Genomic DNA, 15,783 nt, shown 5'->3' on the forward strand with positions numbered 1-15,783 from the left:
GGGATTCTTATACATTATAGCCGTTTCTTACGCAGGATTGCGCCCTTTGCAATCGGGCGGTCCGTTTTATAATACACAGTCATCATGGCATGGGGCGCGGAATCGATCGGATTCCAATTTTCATCAAACAGCTCATTCAGCGTCAGAAGGTAAGGCTCCCTCCCTTTTTCCAGAACGTCGGCGGTATCGCCTTTGAAAAAGCGGTTCCGCTGGGACAGCGTGGCAACGCCGTTTTCGTATTTCTCGCAGACGGCGATCACATCATATTCCCGCACATAACCGCCGTTCTCATAGACCTGACCCGGCTCATTTCCAAAGTAAAAACCGGTGCTGTATTCGCGGTGGCTGATTTTATTCAGCTCTTCCACAATCCATGGGGAAACCTTTTGCTCCGGATGGCGGTAATATTCGTCAATGGCGTTTCGGTAAGCGTTCGTAACAACCGAAACATAGTAGGCCGATTTCGCCCTGCCCTCAATTTTCAGGCTGGTTACGCCGGCCCGAATCAGCTCCGGAAGATGCTCGATCATACACATATCCTTTGAATTCAGGATATAGGTACCGTTTTTATCTTCAAAAACCGGCATATACTGCCCGGGGCGCTTGGATTCCACCAGCGCATATTCCCAGCGGCAGGGCTGCGCGCAGTCCCCGCGGTTCGCGTCGCGCCCGGTAAGATAACTGGACAGCAGGCAGCGCCCGGAAAAGGAAACACACATGGCGCCGTGGACAAAGGCTTCGATTTCCAGTTCCTTCGGTGTTTTCGCGCGGATTTCCGCAATTTCTTCCAAATTCAGTTCCCGTGCAAGAACGACCCGCGAAGCGCCCAGATTGTACAGTTCCCGCGCGGCGGCGTAATTCGCGATTCCCGTCTGGGTGGACATGTGAATCGCCACGTTCGGCGCATAGGTTTTCGCCATGCTCATCACGCCGAAATCCGCAATAATCAGCGCGTCAATTCCAATGGACTGCGTAAACCGCAGAAAGTCCGGAAGGCGGGCAAGCTCCTCGTTATGGGGAACGGTATTGCAGGTGAGATAGACCTTCACATTCTTTTTATGCGCCAGCCGAACCGCTTTCTCCAATTCTTCGCGGCTGAAGTTAGAAGGGGCCGTGCGCATACCGAACTCCTGCCCGGCAAGATAAACCGCGTCCGCTCCAAATTCAATCGCCGCGTCCAGCCGTTCCCTGTCGCCGACCGGCGACAACAGTTCGACGCGATTGCTTTCGTCTTTCAAATTTTCCCCTCCAATTATTTCAGTCCCGCTTTTCTTAAATTCGCCTCGTGCTTTGCGTTCGTCGTCGCATAATAGGCCTTGCCGTTTTTATCGTGGCAGAAATAGAGGTAGTTGGTATTGGCGGGATTCAGCGCCGCGTCAATCGCATCCATACCCGGATTGCAGATCGGCCCCGGCGGCAGGCCCTTGATCGTATAGGTATCGTAACGGCTCTTATAAGTGGAACGGAGGTTGGACGGAACCGCGTCCTTCGTGCGATAAGGATAATAGGTTGTCGGGTCGGAACGCAGGCGCTGAAGGTCGCCCTCGTTCTTTGCAAGGCGGTTGAGAAATACCGATGATACTTTGTACATATCCTCTTTATCCGCCGCTTCGGCCTGTATCATGGAAGCCAGCGTCATCACCTGATCCAGCGACATGTTTTTCGCCGTCGCCTGATCCTGAATCTGTTTCGTCAGCTTCTTGCTGCAATTGTTCAGAAGCTTTTTGACAACCTGTTTCGGATCTTCATCCTTATAAAAATCATAGGTATCCGGGAACAGATAGCCTTCCAGTTTGTAATACCGGTCTTTCCCGTTGGAAATCGCCTTGATAATTTCAAAGCTGCTGTCAAAATCATTCGAATTTACGGCGGCAAGAAAGTCCTTTGCGCTGCAAACATTCTGCTTTTCAAATAGCGCCGCCATTTCGGAAACATTCATCCCTTCTTTGAGCGTTACTTTAATCGTATCGATGCGGTTCAGGTTGGACTGCAGGGTGGTGATAATCGCCTGATAATCCAGATTCGTATCGATTTTATAGCTGCCGTTCGTGTAACTTCCGTCCGCTTTGGTCAGCCTGGAATACAGCGCAAAGAAGTTGGTATCCCGAATCACTCCCGCATCCTTTAAAATATCCGCAACCTGCGCCGAAGTCGCTTTTTTCGGAATTTCAACCGTTACGCTCACCTTTTCTTTTCCGATTGCGAGCATGTCGTTAATTCCCGTAATCATATACTGCGCAAGCAGCACGGAAATAAAAAGCACCATGATAATCCAGAAAAAGCGAAAGAAGTTCTTATTCTTTCTTCCTTTTTCCAGGTTGCGGGCCTGGTGGGCGCGCTCGGCACGGATAGCGGCTTCACTTTGCGAAAGCTTCGCCTCGCGCGCCGCACGGGGGTCGCTGTAACTGTTGAGCACATTTTGATTCCGGGCGTCTTCCCCGCCGTCCGGCGGATCGGAAGAAAAATTTTCCCCCGGCGCCCCATAAAAATCCTCGTCCTTTATATTCAGTTTAAAATTCTGCACCCTTTTCTGATGGTAACCTTTTGGGTCCCTGTCATCATTCATGGATACAACCTCCTATAAATGCATTTCAGCCGTCTGTTCTTTGATTTGCCATTCGCCGAATGTACTTTTCGGTAATCAAAATATCCACGGGTTTATCATAATAGCCGTGGGGCAAATTCCACTGCACACAGCCGGAATAGCAGATACCGACCGTTGTTCCGCCAAAACCGGCAAGGAAACGGTCGTAATAGCCCTTTCCGTATCCAAGACGATAACCCTGCGAGTCAAAACTGAGTCCCGGTACAATGCAGAATCCTTTTGAAAAATCCGTTACCTTCCGGCATTTGGACAGAATCGGTTCCAAAACGCCAAAGTTGCCTCTTTCCAGATCATCAAGAGAAGTAATATAGAAAAATTCCATGTCATATGTATCCGGAATACACCTCGGCACGGCAACCTTTTTATGGTCGGCAAACGCGGTTTTAATCAGCGCAATCGTGTCAACCTCAATGGGTTTGCTGACATAAGTAAACATGGTATCCGCGCCCGCATATTCCCGCAGCGCAAGGAGCCGGCTTTGGATGTTGGAATCCATACCGCTTTTCTGTTCTTCACTCAGCCGCCCGCGGAACTGCCGGTAACGCGCGCGCAGATTCATTTTTATTTCTTTGATGTTTTTTATATACATTGCATCGACTTCCTAAGCGACTTTGATTTTTCGGAACCTAACAACTCCCCGACGATGGCCAGGGCAAACTCCACCGCTACGCCCGCACCCCGCGCCGTAATAATTTTTCCGCTGACGCAGACGGGGTCCATGGAAACGGTTTTTGCATTCAGCTCCGTTTCATAGCCCGGGAAGCAGCACGCGGCATGTTCCTTTAACAGCCCCATGTGCCCCAGAACGGACGGAGCCGCGCAGATCGCCGCAATGTATTTCTTATGGTCCGCGCAATAACGAACCGTTTCGCAAACGACCTTCGACCCTTCCAAATTCGGCGTGCCCGGACCGCCCGGCAGAATGACCATATCCAGACCGTTCAAAGAAACATCCTTCTCTTCCCGATCGGCGGTTACTTCGATTTTATGCGCGCCGGTGATTCTTTTCCCGCCCACGCCGACGGTAACCAGCTCCAAACCGGCGCGGCGTAATACGTCAACGGTTGCCAACGCCTCGATTTCCTCAAACCCATTTGCAAGAAAAAGATAGATCATAACAGAAACCTCCTAAATTAATCAAGCGGAAGTCCAAGATAGGGCATGTCCGTATCCTGTCCGATCTGGCGTATCGTGGAGCCCCCGATTGGTTTGATCATACCGAAATCCGTAACGCTGCCTTTTCGCCCCAGCGTACTGAACGCCGGCAGCCGGAAGATATATTGTTCAGCCGGCATATTATTGAGAATACCGGCAGCCAGATTCCGCATCGTATCCCTGCCTGCCATCAGTTCCAGAATCAGGCAGGAATTCTGCTCCGTTCTGCGGCAAAAAGCATAGGCGGGCCGATTCCCGGACCGGGCACAGATCATCCGGTCACCGTAAACCTTTCCCATCCCCTGCGCAAAAGCGAAGGATGCATCGCTCCATAAAACGCTTCCAGTCCGCCGAAGCAGGGCTTCATTCCGAACCGAATTCAGTTGCTGGTAGGTAAAAAGCACCTTCGAAGGACCGCCCGGATTGGCAAGCGTTCGCATGGTTTCCCGCGATACGGTATAATGGCTGACTTTAAAAAAAGGAGTATAGTCCGCTCTTTGATAGAAGCCGTAAAGCTGCGGCGTTGCCGGCAGTACGGCCGAATACTGATCGCCCCGTTTCGCGCCGACCAGCGCGGCGGCGGCCAGAAGAGCCGCCATATAGCCGCGGCCCCGGTAAGCGGGCAGCGTTGCCGCCGCATAAATATAATGCGCCTGTACCGGCTTCTTACCCGTGGAAATAGAAACAGGGAGCAGATAAACCACAGAAGCGATTCCCCTGGTTGTATGATAAACCAGGCAGTTCTGCGGCCGAAAACGATTATTTAAAAAGAACTTTGCCGGACGCGGCGGTTCCTGAAAGCAGGTTTCCCATATTCGGGCAAGTTCCCCGCGCATCCCCCAATCGGCAAAACAAATCATACCATAACACCCCAGAGATGACAAATGACAAACGGTGACCGAACTTTAAGCACAGGCAGCGCAGTAAGCATCTTTGTCATCTGTCTGAAAAATATTCTTTACCGCATTGCCTCCGTCACCCTTTGCATCACTTCTTCATGAATTTCCTCCACTGCCTTTGGATTTTCCCCCTGCGCACAGCGGATGATTTTCCAGTTTAAACGCTGCGCGGCATAGACCGCGCTTTCATGACAGGCGGCAAGATAAGCCCCGTTGCTCTCATGGATATCCTTTTTGCTCTCATTTCCGTGATAACGGCCGGTCAGGAGCTTTTGGGAGACTTCCAGCGGCATGCTGAGATAAATCGTCAGATCCGGCCGCGGAAGCCCCAGCTTGCCGTATTCGTAATCCTCCAGCCAGTCTATAAAAGAATCCCATTGCTCTTTTGGCAATTTGGAAAGCTGAAAAACAATATTCGAAGTGGTATAGCGGTCGGCGACAATGAAAGCGCCGTTCTGATAATCCTGTTTCCAGAACCGCTGGTAACTGGCGAACCGGTCTACCGCGTAAAAAGAAGAAGCGGCATAAGCGTTGACGTCATCGGGATTCGTTCCAAACTCGCCGTTCAGGTACATCTTAACCAAAGCGGACGAAGGTTCGTCGTAATCCGGAAAGGAAACGCGGCGCGGTTTCACGCCCTGCTCCGAAAGAGCTTTGCAAAGCAGCCCCGTCTGGGTAGCCTTGCCGCTGCCGTCCAGCCCTTCCATTGCGATTAATCTTCCATTCATCAGTTTTCCCCTATTCCATTAAAAAACTCTCGCACCTCTTTGCTTTTTCCGCAGGACATTTTTCCTTCGGGGCAGGCTCCGAGAAGGCACGCCGGACCGCTGTTCTTAAACAGATGCGGAGCCGCGCCGCGCGCCAGACGCAGCATTTCCACGGCAACGCCGCGGATTTCCCACTGGGCGCGGTTGCAGCAGCGGAGAGAAAAGAAATGCTGTAACGAGCGCGCGTTAAAAGTGCAGATCATTTTTGTATCGCATGCATTCGGCAGCACAAAACGCGCATCTTCAATGGATTGTTTCTGTGCGGCGCGGTCGGCCGACTTTTCATCCAATCCGGATGCAAGCAGTTCTTTCTTATGTTTTTCCTTCAGCAGCGCCGTCAGATTCTCATAGTGGCGCTGATCTTCCTCCATAGCGGCAAGAAATTCCGCCTTCGCCTCCGGAATCGCTTCGATTTCGGGAGGAATCACATATTCAAAATGCGATTCGGTTACATAACGCTGGCTTTGCACACTGTAAGAGGCAATGCGGTGGCGTGTAATCTGCGCTAAAAAGGAACGGGAAACGCCCTCGATTCCAAACGTAAAGGAAGCGTGTTCAATCGGGCTTTCATGCCCGATTTCCGAAAGCATGTCAACAAAGGAAGCCGTCTTTTCCTCCGTCAGGCCTTCGGATATCGTATCGATCGAAGCGGGAGAATAGCAGAGCTTTGCCGCCTGCGCAATCGTTTTTTCCGGATTTGGAGTATATGTAATCAAAGTTACCTTTGCCATGAGTCTTTCCCCTTTTTTTACATTTTAGTCGGTAATACTAGTATTATAGCAAACTATCGTATACTGTTCAATATAAAATAAAGGGCTCCAAAGTGCATAAAGAAAAGCCCACCCAAACAAAAGGTGAGCCTCGGATATTTCTGTTTTAAGTATTTGAAATGATAATCCGCTCCACAATATCGGCAACGTCTTCGCAATAATCCAGGGAACTTTCCAGCGTATTATATAAATTCTGCAAACGGATGACATCGATCATTTCCATTTTATTTTTGGGATCGAAAAGATCGCGCATCGCCTCGCTGAAAATCGCGTCACCCTCTTCTTCAAGATGGTTAACGTAAACGGTCTTCTCTTTGATTGTTTTATAATTCTTTTTATACTGCTCAAACTCATTCATTAATTCCTGAAGTCCTTCGCAGCTTTTTACAATCAGGTCCACCATTTTCACCGTAACATCGTTGCCCTTGGTTATATGCATCATATAAATCTGATTGCCGATATCGTCGATGCTGTCGGTGATCGCCTCAATTGCACCAACCATCGCCATCATGTCGGAACGGTCCAGCGGCGTAATAAAGGAATCTGCAATCAGGTTGGAACAAAAGTGGACGTGCCGGTCGCCCTCATGCTCGATTTCTTTGAGCTGGAGGATTTCTTTCTTATCGATTGGTCCTCCCGTAAACGAGGTTTGAAGCACTTTTGCAGCTTTGCACGAAATACCGATGCCCTTTTCAAACAATTCAAAATAGTCCGGCCCTTTAGAAAAAAAATTACTCATAACATTCCCTTACCCTTCAATAATAACAGATTATTTATTCTCTACATATTATATCAAAATATGAGTATAAACAGTTTGGTCATAACGTAACCAAGAATCATGCAGGCCGGGAAAGTGAGCACCCACGCCATCACCATTTCCTTGGCGATACTCCAGTTTACATCGGAAAACCGCCTTGCGGCGCCCGCGCCCATCATAGCCGTTCCTTTTGTGTTTGTTGTGGAAAGCGGTATCCCGGATTTCACCGTCGTAATCAGCATACAGAGGGAAGCGACGATCTCAGCGGAAAAGCCCTGATATTTTTCGAGTTTAACCATGTCGACTCCCATCGTTTTAATAATGCGGTAGCCTCCGATTGACGTTCCGATCGCCATAACAAGCGAACACAGAAGCATAATCCAAACATCGATGTGAACCGTAGAAGGAATCGGCTGATTATGTGCCAGCAAAATAACCAATACAAAGACGCCCATGAACTTCTGGCCGTCCTGCGCACCGTGGCTTGTAGCCATTAAAGCGGCGGAAGCAATTTGACCGATCGAAAAGAAGCGGTTTGCTTTTGCACGTTTTACGCGGCGGAACAGGTAACCGATCAGCTTTGTAACCAGGTAAGCTGCGATAAACCCGACAAAGGTTGAGATAAAAATGCCCCACAGCACTTTTTCAAATTCAGCCAGTTTAAAAGCGGAAAGCCCGTTATAAGCAATGCCGGAGCCCATAAGCCCGGCAATCAGCGCATGGCTTTCACTGGTGGGAATGCCGAACCGCCAAGCGGAAACGGACCAGATAACAATGGAAAGCTGCGCGGCGCAAATAGCGATAAGCGGATTCGAGCCGGTGCCGACATCGACCAGGTTTGCGATGGTGCTGGCTACGGCCGAGCCGAAGCACATGATGCCGACCAAATTAAAGATCGTAGCCATTACAACGGCCACCCTCGGAGAAAGAACCCTGGTTGAAACAACCGTTGCAATCGCATTGGGCGCATCCGTCCAACCATTGACAAAAATCGAAGCGCACACAAGTATAAGTGCCACGAAAAGTGCCGGTGACATTTAACAACCTCATTTCGTAGTCATATTTGATTGTCCTTTTCATTAACATAATTATAACAGAATCGTAACAAAATAGAAACAGAAAAAAAATTGTAAAAAGACGAATTAATGAACAAAATAGATTTGCATTTTGTACTTATTGTTCATTTAAAAAGGATTATTAATATATTTTAATGATTAATATTACTATATAAAAATGATTATATAATCATTTAAAAGTTCTTATCCTATTTTCAGTAATATACTTATAATCAGAAAATATTTCTGTAACACAATGAAACACCTACCATAAAATAGTATAGAGAATCAAGAATTCAACAACTGGAATAAAGGAGGATATTCTATGGATGGAAATTGCTCGGAAAACAGCACAAACGTTCAAAACAACGGAACTTTCAATGAAGCTGTATGCATAGACGGGTTACGTGTTTATGATTCATGCAGCGAACTGCACGCATCGGGATGGAAACCGTGAAAAAGCAAAAGAAGAACGGAGCAGTTCCGGATTCGGAGAACTGCTCCGTTCTTCTTGAAACTGTCCGGCTGCGGATCAATCCGAAGCCATACAGTCATTTTTTTGCAGATTACTCATACATTTTTAAAGTGGATAAGAGAAAAGCCGCCGCTTTCGCTTTTATTTCGTGAACCGGGCGAGCCGCCGGAACAGGTATTCATCAAGCTGCCGCTCAACGTCACGATGAAAAGCGCGTTTATACGCCGAACAGAACCGCCGGCAGGTTCGGTTGTTAAAACCGCTCTTGCACTTTTTGCACGGCATGCCGATCATTTCGTTATCCCCCCTTCCCGGACAGCATTGGCCGGTGTTTCGCCCGATTCGGGCATTTGCGCACCGTTCCAGTCAATTGTTGCCTTTATCAGGTAACCGTTTGCTTCACCGCATACCCATTCGGCAGCGCGCCGCAGTTCCTCCCGGTTCCGTTGTGCTTCGGCTGTCGTTCCGGAACGCAGATGAACGGTTACGCTTGGATTTCCCGCGTCACGCATGGTGATCACCTCATTCATAAAATATGATCGCCTGATTTGCCGTATGCTTTTATTCCTTTTCTTTCTCGGGTCCTTTTCCGGCCGGATGATGCAAATGAACTTATAAAGCGGGTGAAAGAATGAATATTGCCATTTATCTGCGCAAGAGCCGCGCGGAAGAATGCAGCGATTCCATTGAGGAAACTCTGAAAAGACATAGGGAAACCCTTTTGGAATTTGCCGAAAAAAACGACCTGAATATTCAGGAGATTTACGAGGAGGTTGTATCCGGAGAATCGTTATACGCACGCCCCCAAATGCTGAAACTGCTGTCCGATGTTGAGGCAGGAAGCTACGACGGCATCCTTTGCATGGATATCGACCGGCTGGGCCGCGGCGCAATGAGCGATCAGGGAATCATTCTGGAAACCTTTAAAAATGCAAACACCAAAATTATTACGCCGAATAAAACCTACGATTTAAATATTGAAACAGACGAAACATTTTCCGAATTCGAAACCTTCATGGCCCGTCAGGAACTGAAAGCCATCAAACGCCGCCTGCAGCGCGGAATCCGGAAATCCATCGAGGACGGGTGTTATATTGCAAACGCGCCTTACGGATACCGTAAAACAACGGTCGATAAACGTCCCACCCTTTCCGTAAACGAAGAGGAGGCGCGTTTTGTCCGGCTGATTTTTGAAATGTATGTGCAGAAAGGCTGGGGATGCCAAAAGATTGCGGATACGATTTATCTGATGGGTGCGAAGCCCCGGCGTTCCGATCGGTTCGGACGAACCTCCATTATGAAAATCATTCATAATCCTGTCTATATCGGGCTGATTGCCTGGAATCGAAAAACGCAGATTCGAAAAGGGGCAAGGGGCAATGCAAAGCAGATCACCATCTGCAACCCAAGGGAAAAATGGACGGTTGTAAACGGCATCCACCCGCCTATTATCAGCCGGGAACTGTTTGAACAGGCCCAGAAAATCTCGGCGGGGCGGAACCGTCCGCCTTCCAATACCGGTGTAATCGAAAATCCCCTTGCCGGCCTTCTATACTGCGCACACTGCGGCGCGTTAATGCAGCGGCAGGTTGTGCGGGGCCGCCCGTATTTGCTTTGCCAGAAGACCGGCTGCATGGCGTCTTCTTCCCTTTTGCTCGTGGAGGAAGCGGTTGTAAACGCATTAGAAGAGATGTTTAAAGAATGGAAAGTGAAACAGGAAAAGTCGCCGCGGGCCTTCGGGGACAACAAGATCATCCAAAAGGCATTTGAATCGGAAATCCGGACAACAGAGTATCAGATCAACCGGCTGCATGATTTATTGGAGCAGGGAATCTATGATGAAAACACCTATCACACACGAATTTCCCTGTTAGAAGAAAGGAGAGAAAAACTGGGAAAAAATAAAAGTGCTCTGTTCCGTGACCCGAAAGAAAGCGGCCGAAAAACAGGCGAATCGGAAATCTCGATTTGGGAGCTGTATAATTCGGCAGCGCCGCAGGGAAAAAACCGGTTAATAAAAGCTTTTGTCGACCGGGTCGTTTACAAGAAAGAAAAAGGAGCCAAACCAGCTCAGTTTTCCCTGGATCTTTATTTAAAGCCGTTATCATCGTTCCTAAATGGTTTCCAAATCTGATATAATCTTCCGATTCATTTCAATATTATCTAAATATACATAAATTTTTGTTCAAATCGCTTTTATTATTTGTTTATATATCCTATTTTTCCACATAACTGAAAAACACAAAAATTACGACTTTTTTCGCTATTGCAATTTTACAGAATATCTCTTAAAATACAAATTGTTGTGTAAATAAAAATTTTTGAAAGGATGTTTTAAAAATGCAGAAGATTAACATTGATACGAATTCCTTAATGGAGAAAGTAAGGGAAATTCAAAAGGACGGCATGGGTCTGGTGGAACTTTGCATCATAGCAGACCAGATCGACGGCAAATATAACAACCCCGCATTTCTTCATTTTGAAGGTGTTTCCGAAAAGGGGGAATACAAAGACTACGAAAGCATCGACGAATTTCCGATCGCACGGCATATGAACGTCAGTATGCCGGCATAGCAGGAGCTTTTTTATCTGGTACATACCCCCCGCACCGGGTACTGATAAATCGTTTTAACAAAGAATATCCAATGGGATTTATATCGAATATACATTTTTAAAGCTTCCATCCCGTTCACCCTTCCGATAAAGACTGCCTTGAAGATTTAAGGGTTTATTTCCCACCGGATAAGAATGAACTGATTGAACATGCGACCAATGTCCGGCTGAGAAGCGCCGAAGTCATTACGGTGTTCCTCGACCTGGAACCGGTACCATTTAACAAGGGTTTTTATTCGGTAGACATGACCTTTTTCTTCGATGTTTGTGTGGACGTATTTTGTCCGCTGGCTACAAGCCCCTCTATTGTTAATGGTGTATCCATATTCAGCAAAAGGGTCATTCTGTATGGCAGCGAGGGCAACGTAAAGATGTTCAGCTCCGACTGTGCAAAGGAAGAGTTAGTCGGGCAGAATTCAATGGGCGGCGATGTGCTTCCCAAAGCAACCTGCCAGGTTGCGGAACCGATCTGCCTTTCCGCCCGCATCTGCGACTGCCAGTCGCACTGCAACGAAGCCTGCTGCCAAATTCCGGACTGCATTTGCAGGCACTTCGGCGGACAGCTTGACTTTGCATCGAATCGTTCCGTCTACGTAACAATCGGTATTTTTACAATTGTTCAAATTGTCAGAAATGTTCAAATGTTGATCCCAGCTTACGACTTCTGCATCCCGGAAAAAGAATGTGTCACTACATCGGACGATCCATGTGATATGTTCCGCCGCATCGAGTTTCCGACCGACGAGTTTTTCCCGCCCAAGGTCAGTGACTGCGGCTGCAACAGTGATCGTACCCACAGATAAAAAGAAGCAAAAGTGCGCAGAGAACAAGTGAAGCCCGTCTGATTGTACAGACGGGCTTCACGGTTTTTTATTCTACGCCCTTTGCAGACGGGCAAAATTCGCCATCAGTTTCTTTGTTCCCACCTTGTCAAAGGCAATTTCCAAAAGGGTGTCGTTTCCCATCGGTGAAGCGGAAAGCACCATGCCTTTGCCGAAGGTCTTATGTGAAACACAGTCCCCCGCTTTAAACTGAGCGACAGGGGGTTCGCTGTGAATTAGGCTGGAAGGCCCGAAGCTGCGCGCGGATTCCATGGTAATCGCCCTCGCCTCAAATGCGGAGGTCGGCAGGCTTGTGCCCGGCTGCGGCTTCTTCCATTCCCTCGAACGGCTGCGTTCCACCAGCTCTTCCGGAATTTCTTCTATAAAACGGGAAGGTTTGTTTCGGGAGGTGCTGCCGAAAATCATGCGGCTCTCGGCATTTACAATATAAAGCTCCTCCTTGGCCCGGGTAATGGCCACATAGGCAAGGCGGCGCTCCTCCTCGATTTCCACCGGATTGTAAATTGCCTGCATTCCGGGGAAAATGCCGTCTTCAAATCCCGGCAGAAATACGACCGGGAACTCCAGACCTTTTGCGGAATGAATCGTCATCATGACGACGCTGTCGGAATGCTCATCGAAATTATCGATGTCGGTGATCAGGGACACTTCTTCCAAAAAGCCCGCCAGCGAAGTCTCCTTGCCGTTCTCTTCCTCATATTTTATCAGGTTGGAAGCAAGTTCGTTGATGTTGTCGATACGGTCCTGCGGGTCGTCGTTTTCAGAGGTGTAAAGGCTTGCGATATAATCGGTTTTATCAAGAATCAGATGATACAGCTCGTTCAGACTGGTATTTTCATCGTTCGACGCGTCGATCAGTTCCTGCATGATTGCGGCAAACTGCAGCAGCTTTGGCGCCGTGCGCTTAAGAGGCTCGTACTGGTCCGCGTGCCGGATAACCTCGAAGACGCTTTCTCCCAAACCGGCCGCGATTTCCGTCGCCTGCGCAACCGTCTTATCCCCGATGGAACGTTTTGGCTGGTTGATAATCCGGCGCAGGCGTATCTCATCATTCGGATTATTGATTACGCTTAAATAAGCGATCATATCCTTGATTTCTTTCCGCTCGTAGAAGCGCTGGCCGCCGATAATCCGATAGGGTATCCCGGATTTTACAAAGATTTTTTCAAGGATATTCGACTGGGAGTTCATCCGGTATAAAATCGCGTAATCGGAATATTTCCGGCCTTCCGCCACACCGGACAAAACTTTTTTCGCTATGAAATCGGCCTCGTCCTGCTCGCTGAAAGCGGTATGTACGCTGATCTGTTCGCCTGTTTTGTTATTCGTCCACAAGGTTTTTCCCTTGCGCTGGGCATTGTTTTCGATTACCGCGTTGGCGGCGTTTAAAATATTCTTTGTGGAACGGTAATTCTGCTCCAAACGAATTACTTTCGTGTTCGGGAAGGTGCTTTCAAAGCTCAGGATATTTTCAATGGTTGCGCCGCGGAATTTGTAGATGCTCTGGTCGTCGTCGCCGACAACGCAAAGGTTCCCGCTTTTTTGCGCCAGCAGCTTCACAAGCATATACTGCGCATGGTTGGTATCCTGATATTCATCGACCATAACATAATGGAATTTATTTTGATAATGATCAAGAACATCCTGATTTTTCTCCAGTAAAAGCACCGCATTGCAGATCAGATCATCAAAATCCATCGCGTCGGCTTCGCGGAGCCTTGTCTGATAAAGCTTGTACGCCTTGGCAATCAGGCACAGCCGATTGTCGCTGCCGGCCTGTTTCATAAACTCTTCCGGTAAAACCATGCTGTCTTTTGCGTGGGATATGGCGGATAATATGGATTTGCAGGAAAGAAGCTTATCGTCGATGTCAAGGGCCTTCTGGCATTCTTTCATCATACGGCGCGAATCGTCCGTATCATAAATGGTGAAATGGCTGGAATAACCCAGCTTTTCGCCGTCCCGGCGAAGCATGCGCGCACAGGTGGAGTGGAACGTTGAAGCCCAGATATCGTTTCCGGCTTCGCCGAGCATGTTGATCAGCCGGTTTTTCAGCTCACCCGCCGCTTTATTCGTAAACGTAATCGCCAGAATCTGCCAGGGGAGGCAGGGGTCCACCGACAGCCGGTCCACTACCTGCTGCGGCAAGGCCGTGTCATGGTCGATATACTCCCTGACGGCACTCAGCTCCTCATCCGATAAGGCGCCGGGAACCGTACGGCTGCCGTATGCATTTCCGTATTTTATGATATTGGCAATACGGTTTACCAGCACCGTTGTTTTCCCGCTTCCGGCGCCGGCTAAAATCAGCAGGGGACCGTTTACACTAAAAACCGCCTCACGCTGTCTGTCGTTCATTTTGTGAAATTCTTTATTCAGAACCTGTCTGCGAAGTTCAAGGATCTGCTCCGAAGTGATGTTGTTCATGTATTCACCTGAAATTCATTCAGGCGGCTTCCCGCCCGTTATTTATGGTTGATGTGTCTTTTTATTGTACAATATTTTCAGCATAATAGCAAATCCAAACCGAAACCATCAAAGAATACCCGCATTTGCATGCGGGTATTCCTGCTGAATTTTATTTTCTTTATCCTAAAATACTGATCAAAACACCCGCGGCTACCGCAGATCCGATGACCCCGGACACATTCGGCCCCATCGCGTGCATTAAAAGGAAGTTTCCGGGATTTTCCTCCTGACCGACCTTTTGGGAAACGCGCGCCGCCATCGGAACGGCCGAAACGCCCGCGGAGCCGATCAACGGATTCACCTTTCCATGGGAAGTCCAGCACATCAGCTTGCCGAAAAGAACGCCTCCGGCTGTGCCAAAGGAGAATGCCAGCAGCCCCAGGATGATGATTTCAATTGTCTGCATCGACAGGAAAACGGAACCGGTCGCCGTAGCGCCAACGGTAACACCAAGGAATATGGTGATAATGTTCATCAGTTCATTCTGCGCCGTATTGGAAATACGTCCCACAACGCCGCTTTCACGGAACAGATTTCCAAGCATCAGCATGCCGACCAGCGGGCAGGCATCCGGCAGAAGAAGCGAAACGATAACCGTTACAATAATCGGGAACAGAATCCGTTCCAGTTTGGAAACCGGACGAAGCTGCTCCATTACGATGCTCCGTTCCTTCTTCGTCGTCAAAGCCTTCATAATCGGCGGCTGAATAATCGGCACCAGCGCCATGTAGGAATATGCCGCAACAGCGATAGGCCCCAGCAGCTCCGGCGCAAGCCTTGAGGTGACAAAAATCGCGGTCGGGCCGTCCGCGCCGCCGATAATGCCGATCGCACCGGCCTGTTTCCCGGTAAAGCCCAGGAATATGGCGCCGATAAAGGTCGTAAAAATACCGAGCTGCGCTGCCGCGCCAAGCAAAAAGCTCTTCGGGTTCGCAATCAGCGGGCCAAAGTCGGTCATCGCGCCGATTCCAAGGAAAATCAGCGGCGGATAGATTCCAAGCTTGACGCCCTGATACAAGTAATAAAACAGCCCGCCCACCTGCGGAATCTGATAATACTGCTGGTTTCCGATCGTTACCATCGCATAATTTGCCGTGGCGCCGCCGTGGGCAGCCTGATAATCGCTGACAAGCTGCATCGTGGTCTGCGGCGCGGCCATAATGGCGGGGTAAAGATTCACAAGCAGCATGCCAAACGCAATGGGCAGCAGCAAAAGAGGCTCAAACTGCTTTTTAATCGCAAGATAAATCAGGATTCCGGATATCGCAATCATAACATAATTGCGCCAATCGTTGCTGACAAAGCCGGAAGCCTTGAAGATGCCCTCAACCGAATTGATAAATTCGTTCCAAATATCCATATCGTAGATCCGCTCC

General features: G+C 48.8%; 16 protein-coding genes. 3 read left to right on the plus strand and 13 right to left on the minus strand.

Annotated elements, in window-relative coordinates; genetic code table 11:
• Window positions 1–14: 14 nt before the first annotated feature.
• The 11 genes from OUY18_RS06975 to OUY18_RS07025 form a co-directional block, all read right to left on the minus strand.
• A complete protein-coding gene (locus OUY18_RS06975; protein WP_268058046.1) occupies window positions 15–1,238 on the minus strand; it encodes a peptidase U32 family protein in 1,224 nt (407 codons plus the stop codon).
• 14 nt (window positions 1,239–1,252) lie between these two features.
• Window positions 1,253–2,566 carry an endolytic transglycosylase MltG gene (mltG, locus tag OUY18_RS06980; RefSeq protein WP_268058047.1) on the minus strand — a complete coding sequence of 438 codons (1,314 nt, stop codon included), beginning with the start codon at window positions 2,564–2,566 and terminating at the stop codon, window positions 1,253–1,255.
• A 25-nt stretch (window positions 2,567–2,591) separates the two neighbouring features.
• Window positions 2,592–3,194 (minus strand): 5-formyltetrahydrofolate cyclo-ligase, encoded by a 603-nt coding sequence (locus OUY18_RS06985; RefSeq protein ID WP_268058048.1) that lies wholly within the window; start codon window positions 3,192–3,194, stop codon window positions 2,592–2,594.
• The gene (locus tag OUY18_RS06990; protein WP_268058049.1) at window positions 3,185–3,721 is read right to left on the minus strand and encodes a DJ-1 family glyoxalase III; all 537 of its coding nucleotides are present in this window, start codon (window positions 3,719–3,721) and stop codon (window positions 3,185–3,187) included. Before OUY18_RS06990 ends, OUY18_RS06985 begins: the two co-directional genes overlap by 10 nt.
• Before the next feature lie 17 nt (window positions 3,722–3,738).
• Window positions 3,739–4,620 carry a GNAT family N-acetyltransferase gene (locus OUY18_RS06995; RefSeq protein ID WP_268058050.1) on the minus strand — a complete coding sequence of 294 codons (882 nt, stop codon included), beginning with the start codon at window positions 4,618–4,620 and terminating at the stop codon, window positions 3,739–3,741.
• Between the two features lie 98 nt (window positions 4,621–4,718).
• Window positions 4,719–5,387 (minus strand): dTMP kinase, encoded by a 669-nt coding sequence (locus OUY18_RS07000; protein ID WP_268058051.1) that lies wholly within the window; start codon window positions 5,385–5,387, stop codon window positions 4,719–4,721.
• On the minus strand, window positions 5,387–6,157 hold the full coding sequence (gene thyX / locus OUY18_RS07005) for an FAD-dependent thymidylate synthase (protein ID WP_268058052.1): 771 nt from the start codon (window positions 6,155–6,157) through the stop codon (window positions 5,387–5,389). The genes OUY18_RS07000 and thyX overlap by 1 nt, the downstream gene beginning before the upstream one ends.
• 145 nt (window positions 6,158–6,302) lie before the next feature.
• The gene (locus tag OUY18_RS07010; RefSeq protein ID WP_268058053.1) at window positions 6,303–6,935 is read right to left on the minus strand and encodes a DUF47 domain-containing protein; all 633 of its coding nucleotides are present in this window, start codon (window positions 6,933–6,935) and stop codon (window positions 6,303–6,305) included.
• A gap of 53 nt (window positions 6,936–6,988) precedes the next feature.
• Complete coding sequence (locus OUY18_RS07015; RefSeq protein ID WP_268058054.1) at window positions 6,989–7,990, minus strand: inorganic phosphate transporter; 1,002 nt, start codon at window positions 7,988–7,990, stop codon at window positions 6,989–6,991.
• A 634-nt stretch (window positions 7,991–8,624) separates the two neighbouring features.
• Window positions 8,625–8,777 (minus strand): hypothetical protein, encoded by a 153-nt coding sequence (locus tag OUY18_RS07020; RefSeq protein WP_268058055.1) that lies wholly within the window; start codon window positions 8,775–8,777, stop codon window positions 8,625–8,627.
• The gene (locus OUY18_RS07025) at window positions 8,774–9,013 is read right to left on the minus strand and encodes a hypothetical protein (protein ID WP_268058056.1); all 240 of its coding nucleotides are present in this window, start codon (window positions 9,011–9,013) and stop codon (window positions 8,774–8,776) included. Before OUY18_RS07025 ends, OUY18_RS07020 begins: the two co-directional genes overlap by 4 nt.
• A 101-nt stretch (window positions 9,014–9,114) precedes the next feature.
• Here OUY18_RS07025 and OUY18_RS07030 point away from each other — a divergent pair, with 101 nt between their 5' ends.
• The 3 genes from OUY18_RS07030 to OUY18_RS07040 all read left to right on the plus strand — a co-directional run bounded on the left by OUY18_RS07030 (window position 9,115) and on the right by OUY18_RS07040 (window position 11,899).
• The gene (locus tag OUY18_RS07030) at window positions 9,115–10,617 is read left to right on the plus strand and encodes a recombinase family protein (RefSeq protein WP_268058058.1); all 1,503 of its coding nucleotides are present in this window, start codon (window positions 9,115–9,117) and stop codon (window positions 10,615–10,617) included.
• Window positions 10,618–10,823: 206 nt separating this feature from the next.
• A complete protein-coding gene (locus tag OUY18_RS07035) occupies window positions 10,824–11,057 on the plus strand; it encodes a hypothetical protein (protein WP_268058059.1) in 234 nt (77 codons plus the stop codon).
• Between the two features lie 230 nt (window positions 11,058–11,287).
• The gene (locus OUY18_RS07040) at window positions 11,288–11,899 is read left to right on the plus strand and encodes a hypothetical protein (protein ID WP_268058060.1); all 612 of its coding nucleotides are present in this window, start codon (window positions 11,288–11,290) and stop codon (window positions 11,897–11,899) included.
• Between the two features lie 72 nt (window positions 11,900–11,971).
• Here the strand turns inward: OUY18_RS07040 and OUY18_RS07045 are convergent, their stop codons facing one another.
• Both OUY18_RS07045 and OUY18_RS07050 read right to left on the minus strand, forming a co-directional pair.
• Window positions 11,972–14,365 carry an ATP-dependent helicase gene (locus tag OUY18_RS07045; protein WP_268058061.1) on the minus strand — a complete coding sequence of 798 codons (2,394 nt, stop codon included), beginning with the start codon at window positions 14,363–14,365 and terminating at the stop codon, window positions 11,972–11,974.
• A gap of 160 nt (window positions 14,366–14,525) precedes the next feature.
• Window positions 14,526–15,767: a sodium ion-translocating decarboxylase subunit beta gene (locus tag OUY18_RS07050; protein ID WP_268058062.1), complete on the minus strand. Its 1,242-nt coding sequence runs from the start codon at window positions 15,765–15,767 to the stop codon at window positions 14,526–14,528.
• Window positions 15,768–15,783 lie beyond the last annotated feature (16 nt).

Source organism: Caproiciproducens galactitolivorans (assembly GCF_026672255.1).
GTDB lineage: Bacteria > Bacillota > Clostridia > Oscillospirales > Acutalibacteraceae > Caproiciproducens > Caproiciproducens galactitolivorans_A.

Coding starts and splice junctions, on each gene's coding strand:
- OUY18_RS06985 (WP_268058048.1), bottom strand. CDS start 3,194: ATGTATATAAAAAACATCAAAGAAATAAAAATGAATCTGCGCGCGCGT.
- OUY18_RS07000 (WP_268058051.1), bottom strand. CDS start 5,387: ATGAATGGAAGATTAATCGCAATGGAAGGGCTGGACGGCAGCGGCAAG.
- OUY18_RS07020 (WP_268058055.1), bottom strand. CDS start 8,777: ATGATCGGCATGCCGTGCAAAAAGTGCAAGAGCGGTTTTAACAACCGA.
- OUY18_RS06990 (WP_268058049.1), bottom strand. CDS start 3,721: ATGATCTATCTTTTTCTTGCAAATGGGTTTGAGGAAATCGAGGCGTTG.
- OUY18_RS07045 (WP_268058061.1), bottom strand. CDS start 14,365: ATGAACAACATCACTTCGGAGCAGATCCTTGAACTTCGCAGACAGGTT.
- thyX (WP_268058052.1), bottom strand. CDS start 6,157: ATGGCAAAGGTAACTTTGATTACATATACTCCAAATCCGGAAAAAACG.
- OUY18_RS07050 (WP_268058062.1), bottom strand. CDS start 15,767: ATGGATATTTGGAACGAATTTATCAATTCGGTTGAGGGCATCTTCAAG.
- OUY18_RS07035 (WP_268058059.1), top strand. CDS start 10,824: ATGCAGAAGATTAACATTGATACGAATTCCTTAATGGAGAAAGTAAGG.
- OUY18_RS07015 (WP_268058054.1), bottom strand. CDS start 7,990: ATGTCACCGGCACTTTTCGTGGCACTTATACTTGTGTGCGCTTCGATT.
- OUY18_RS07010 (WP_268058053.1), bottom strand. CDS start 6,935: ATGAGTAATTTTTTTTCTAAAGGGCCGGACTATTTTGAATTGTTTGAA.
- OUY18_RS07030 (WP_268058058.1), top strand. CDS start 9,115: ATGAATATTGCCATTTATCTGCGCAAGAGCCGCGCGGAAGAATGCAGC.
- OUY18_RS06995 (WP_268058050.1), bottom strand. CDS start 4,620: ATGATTTGTTTTGCCGATTGGGGGATGCGCGGGGAACTTGCCCGAATA.
- mltG (WP_268058047.1), bottom strand. CDS start 2,566: ATGAATGATGACAGGGACCCAAAAGGTTACCATCAGAAAAGGGTGCAG.
- OUY18_RS07025 (WP_268058056.1), bottom strand. CDS start 9,013: ATGAATGAGGTGATCACCATGCGTGACGCGGGAAATCCAAGCGTAACC.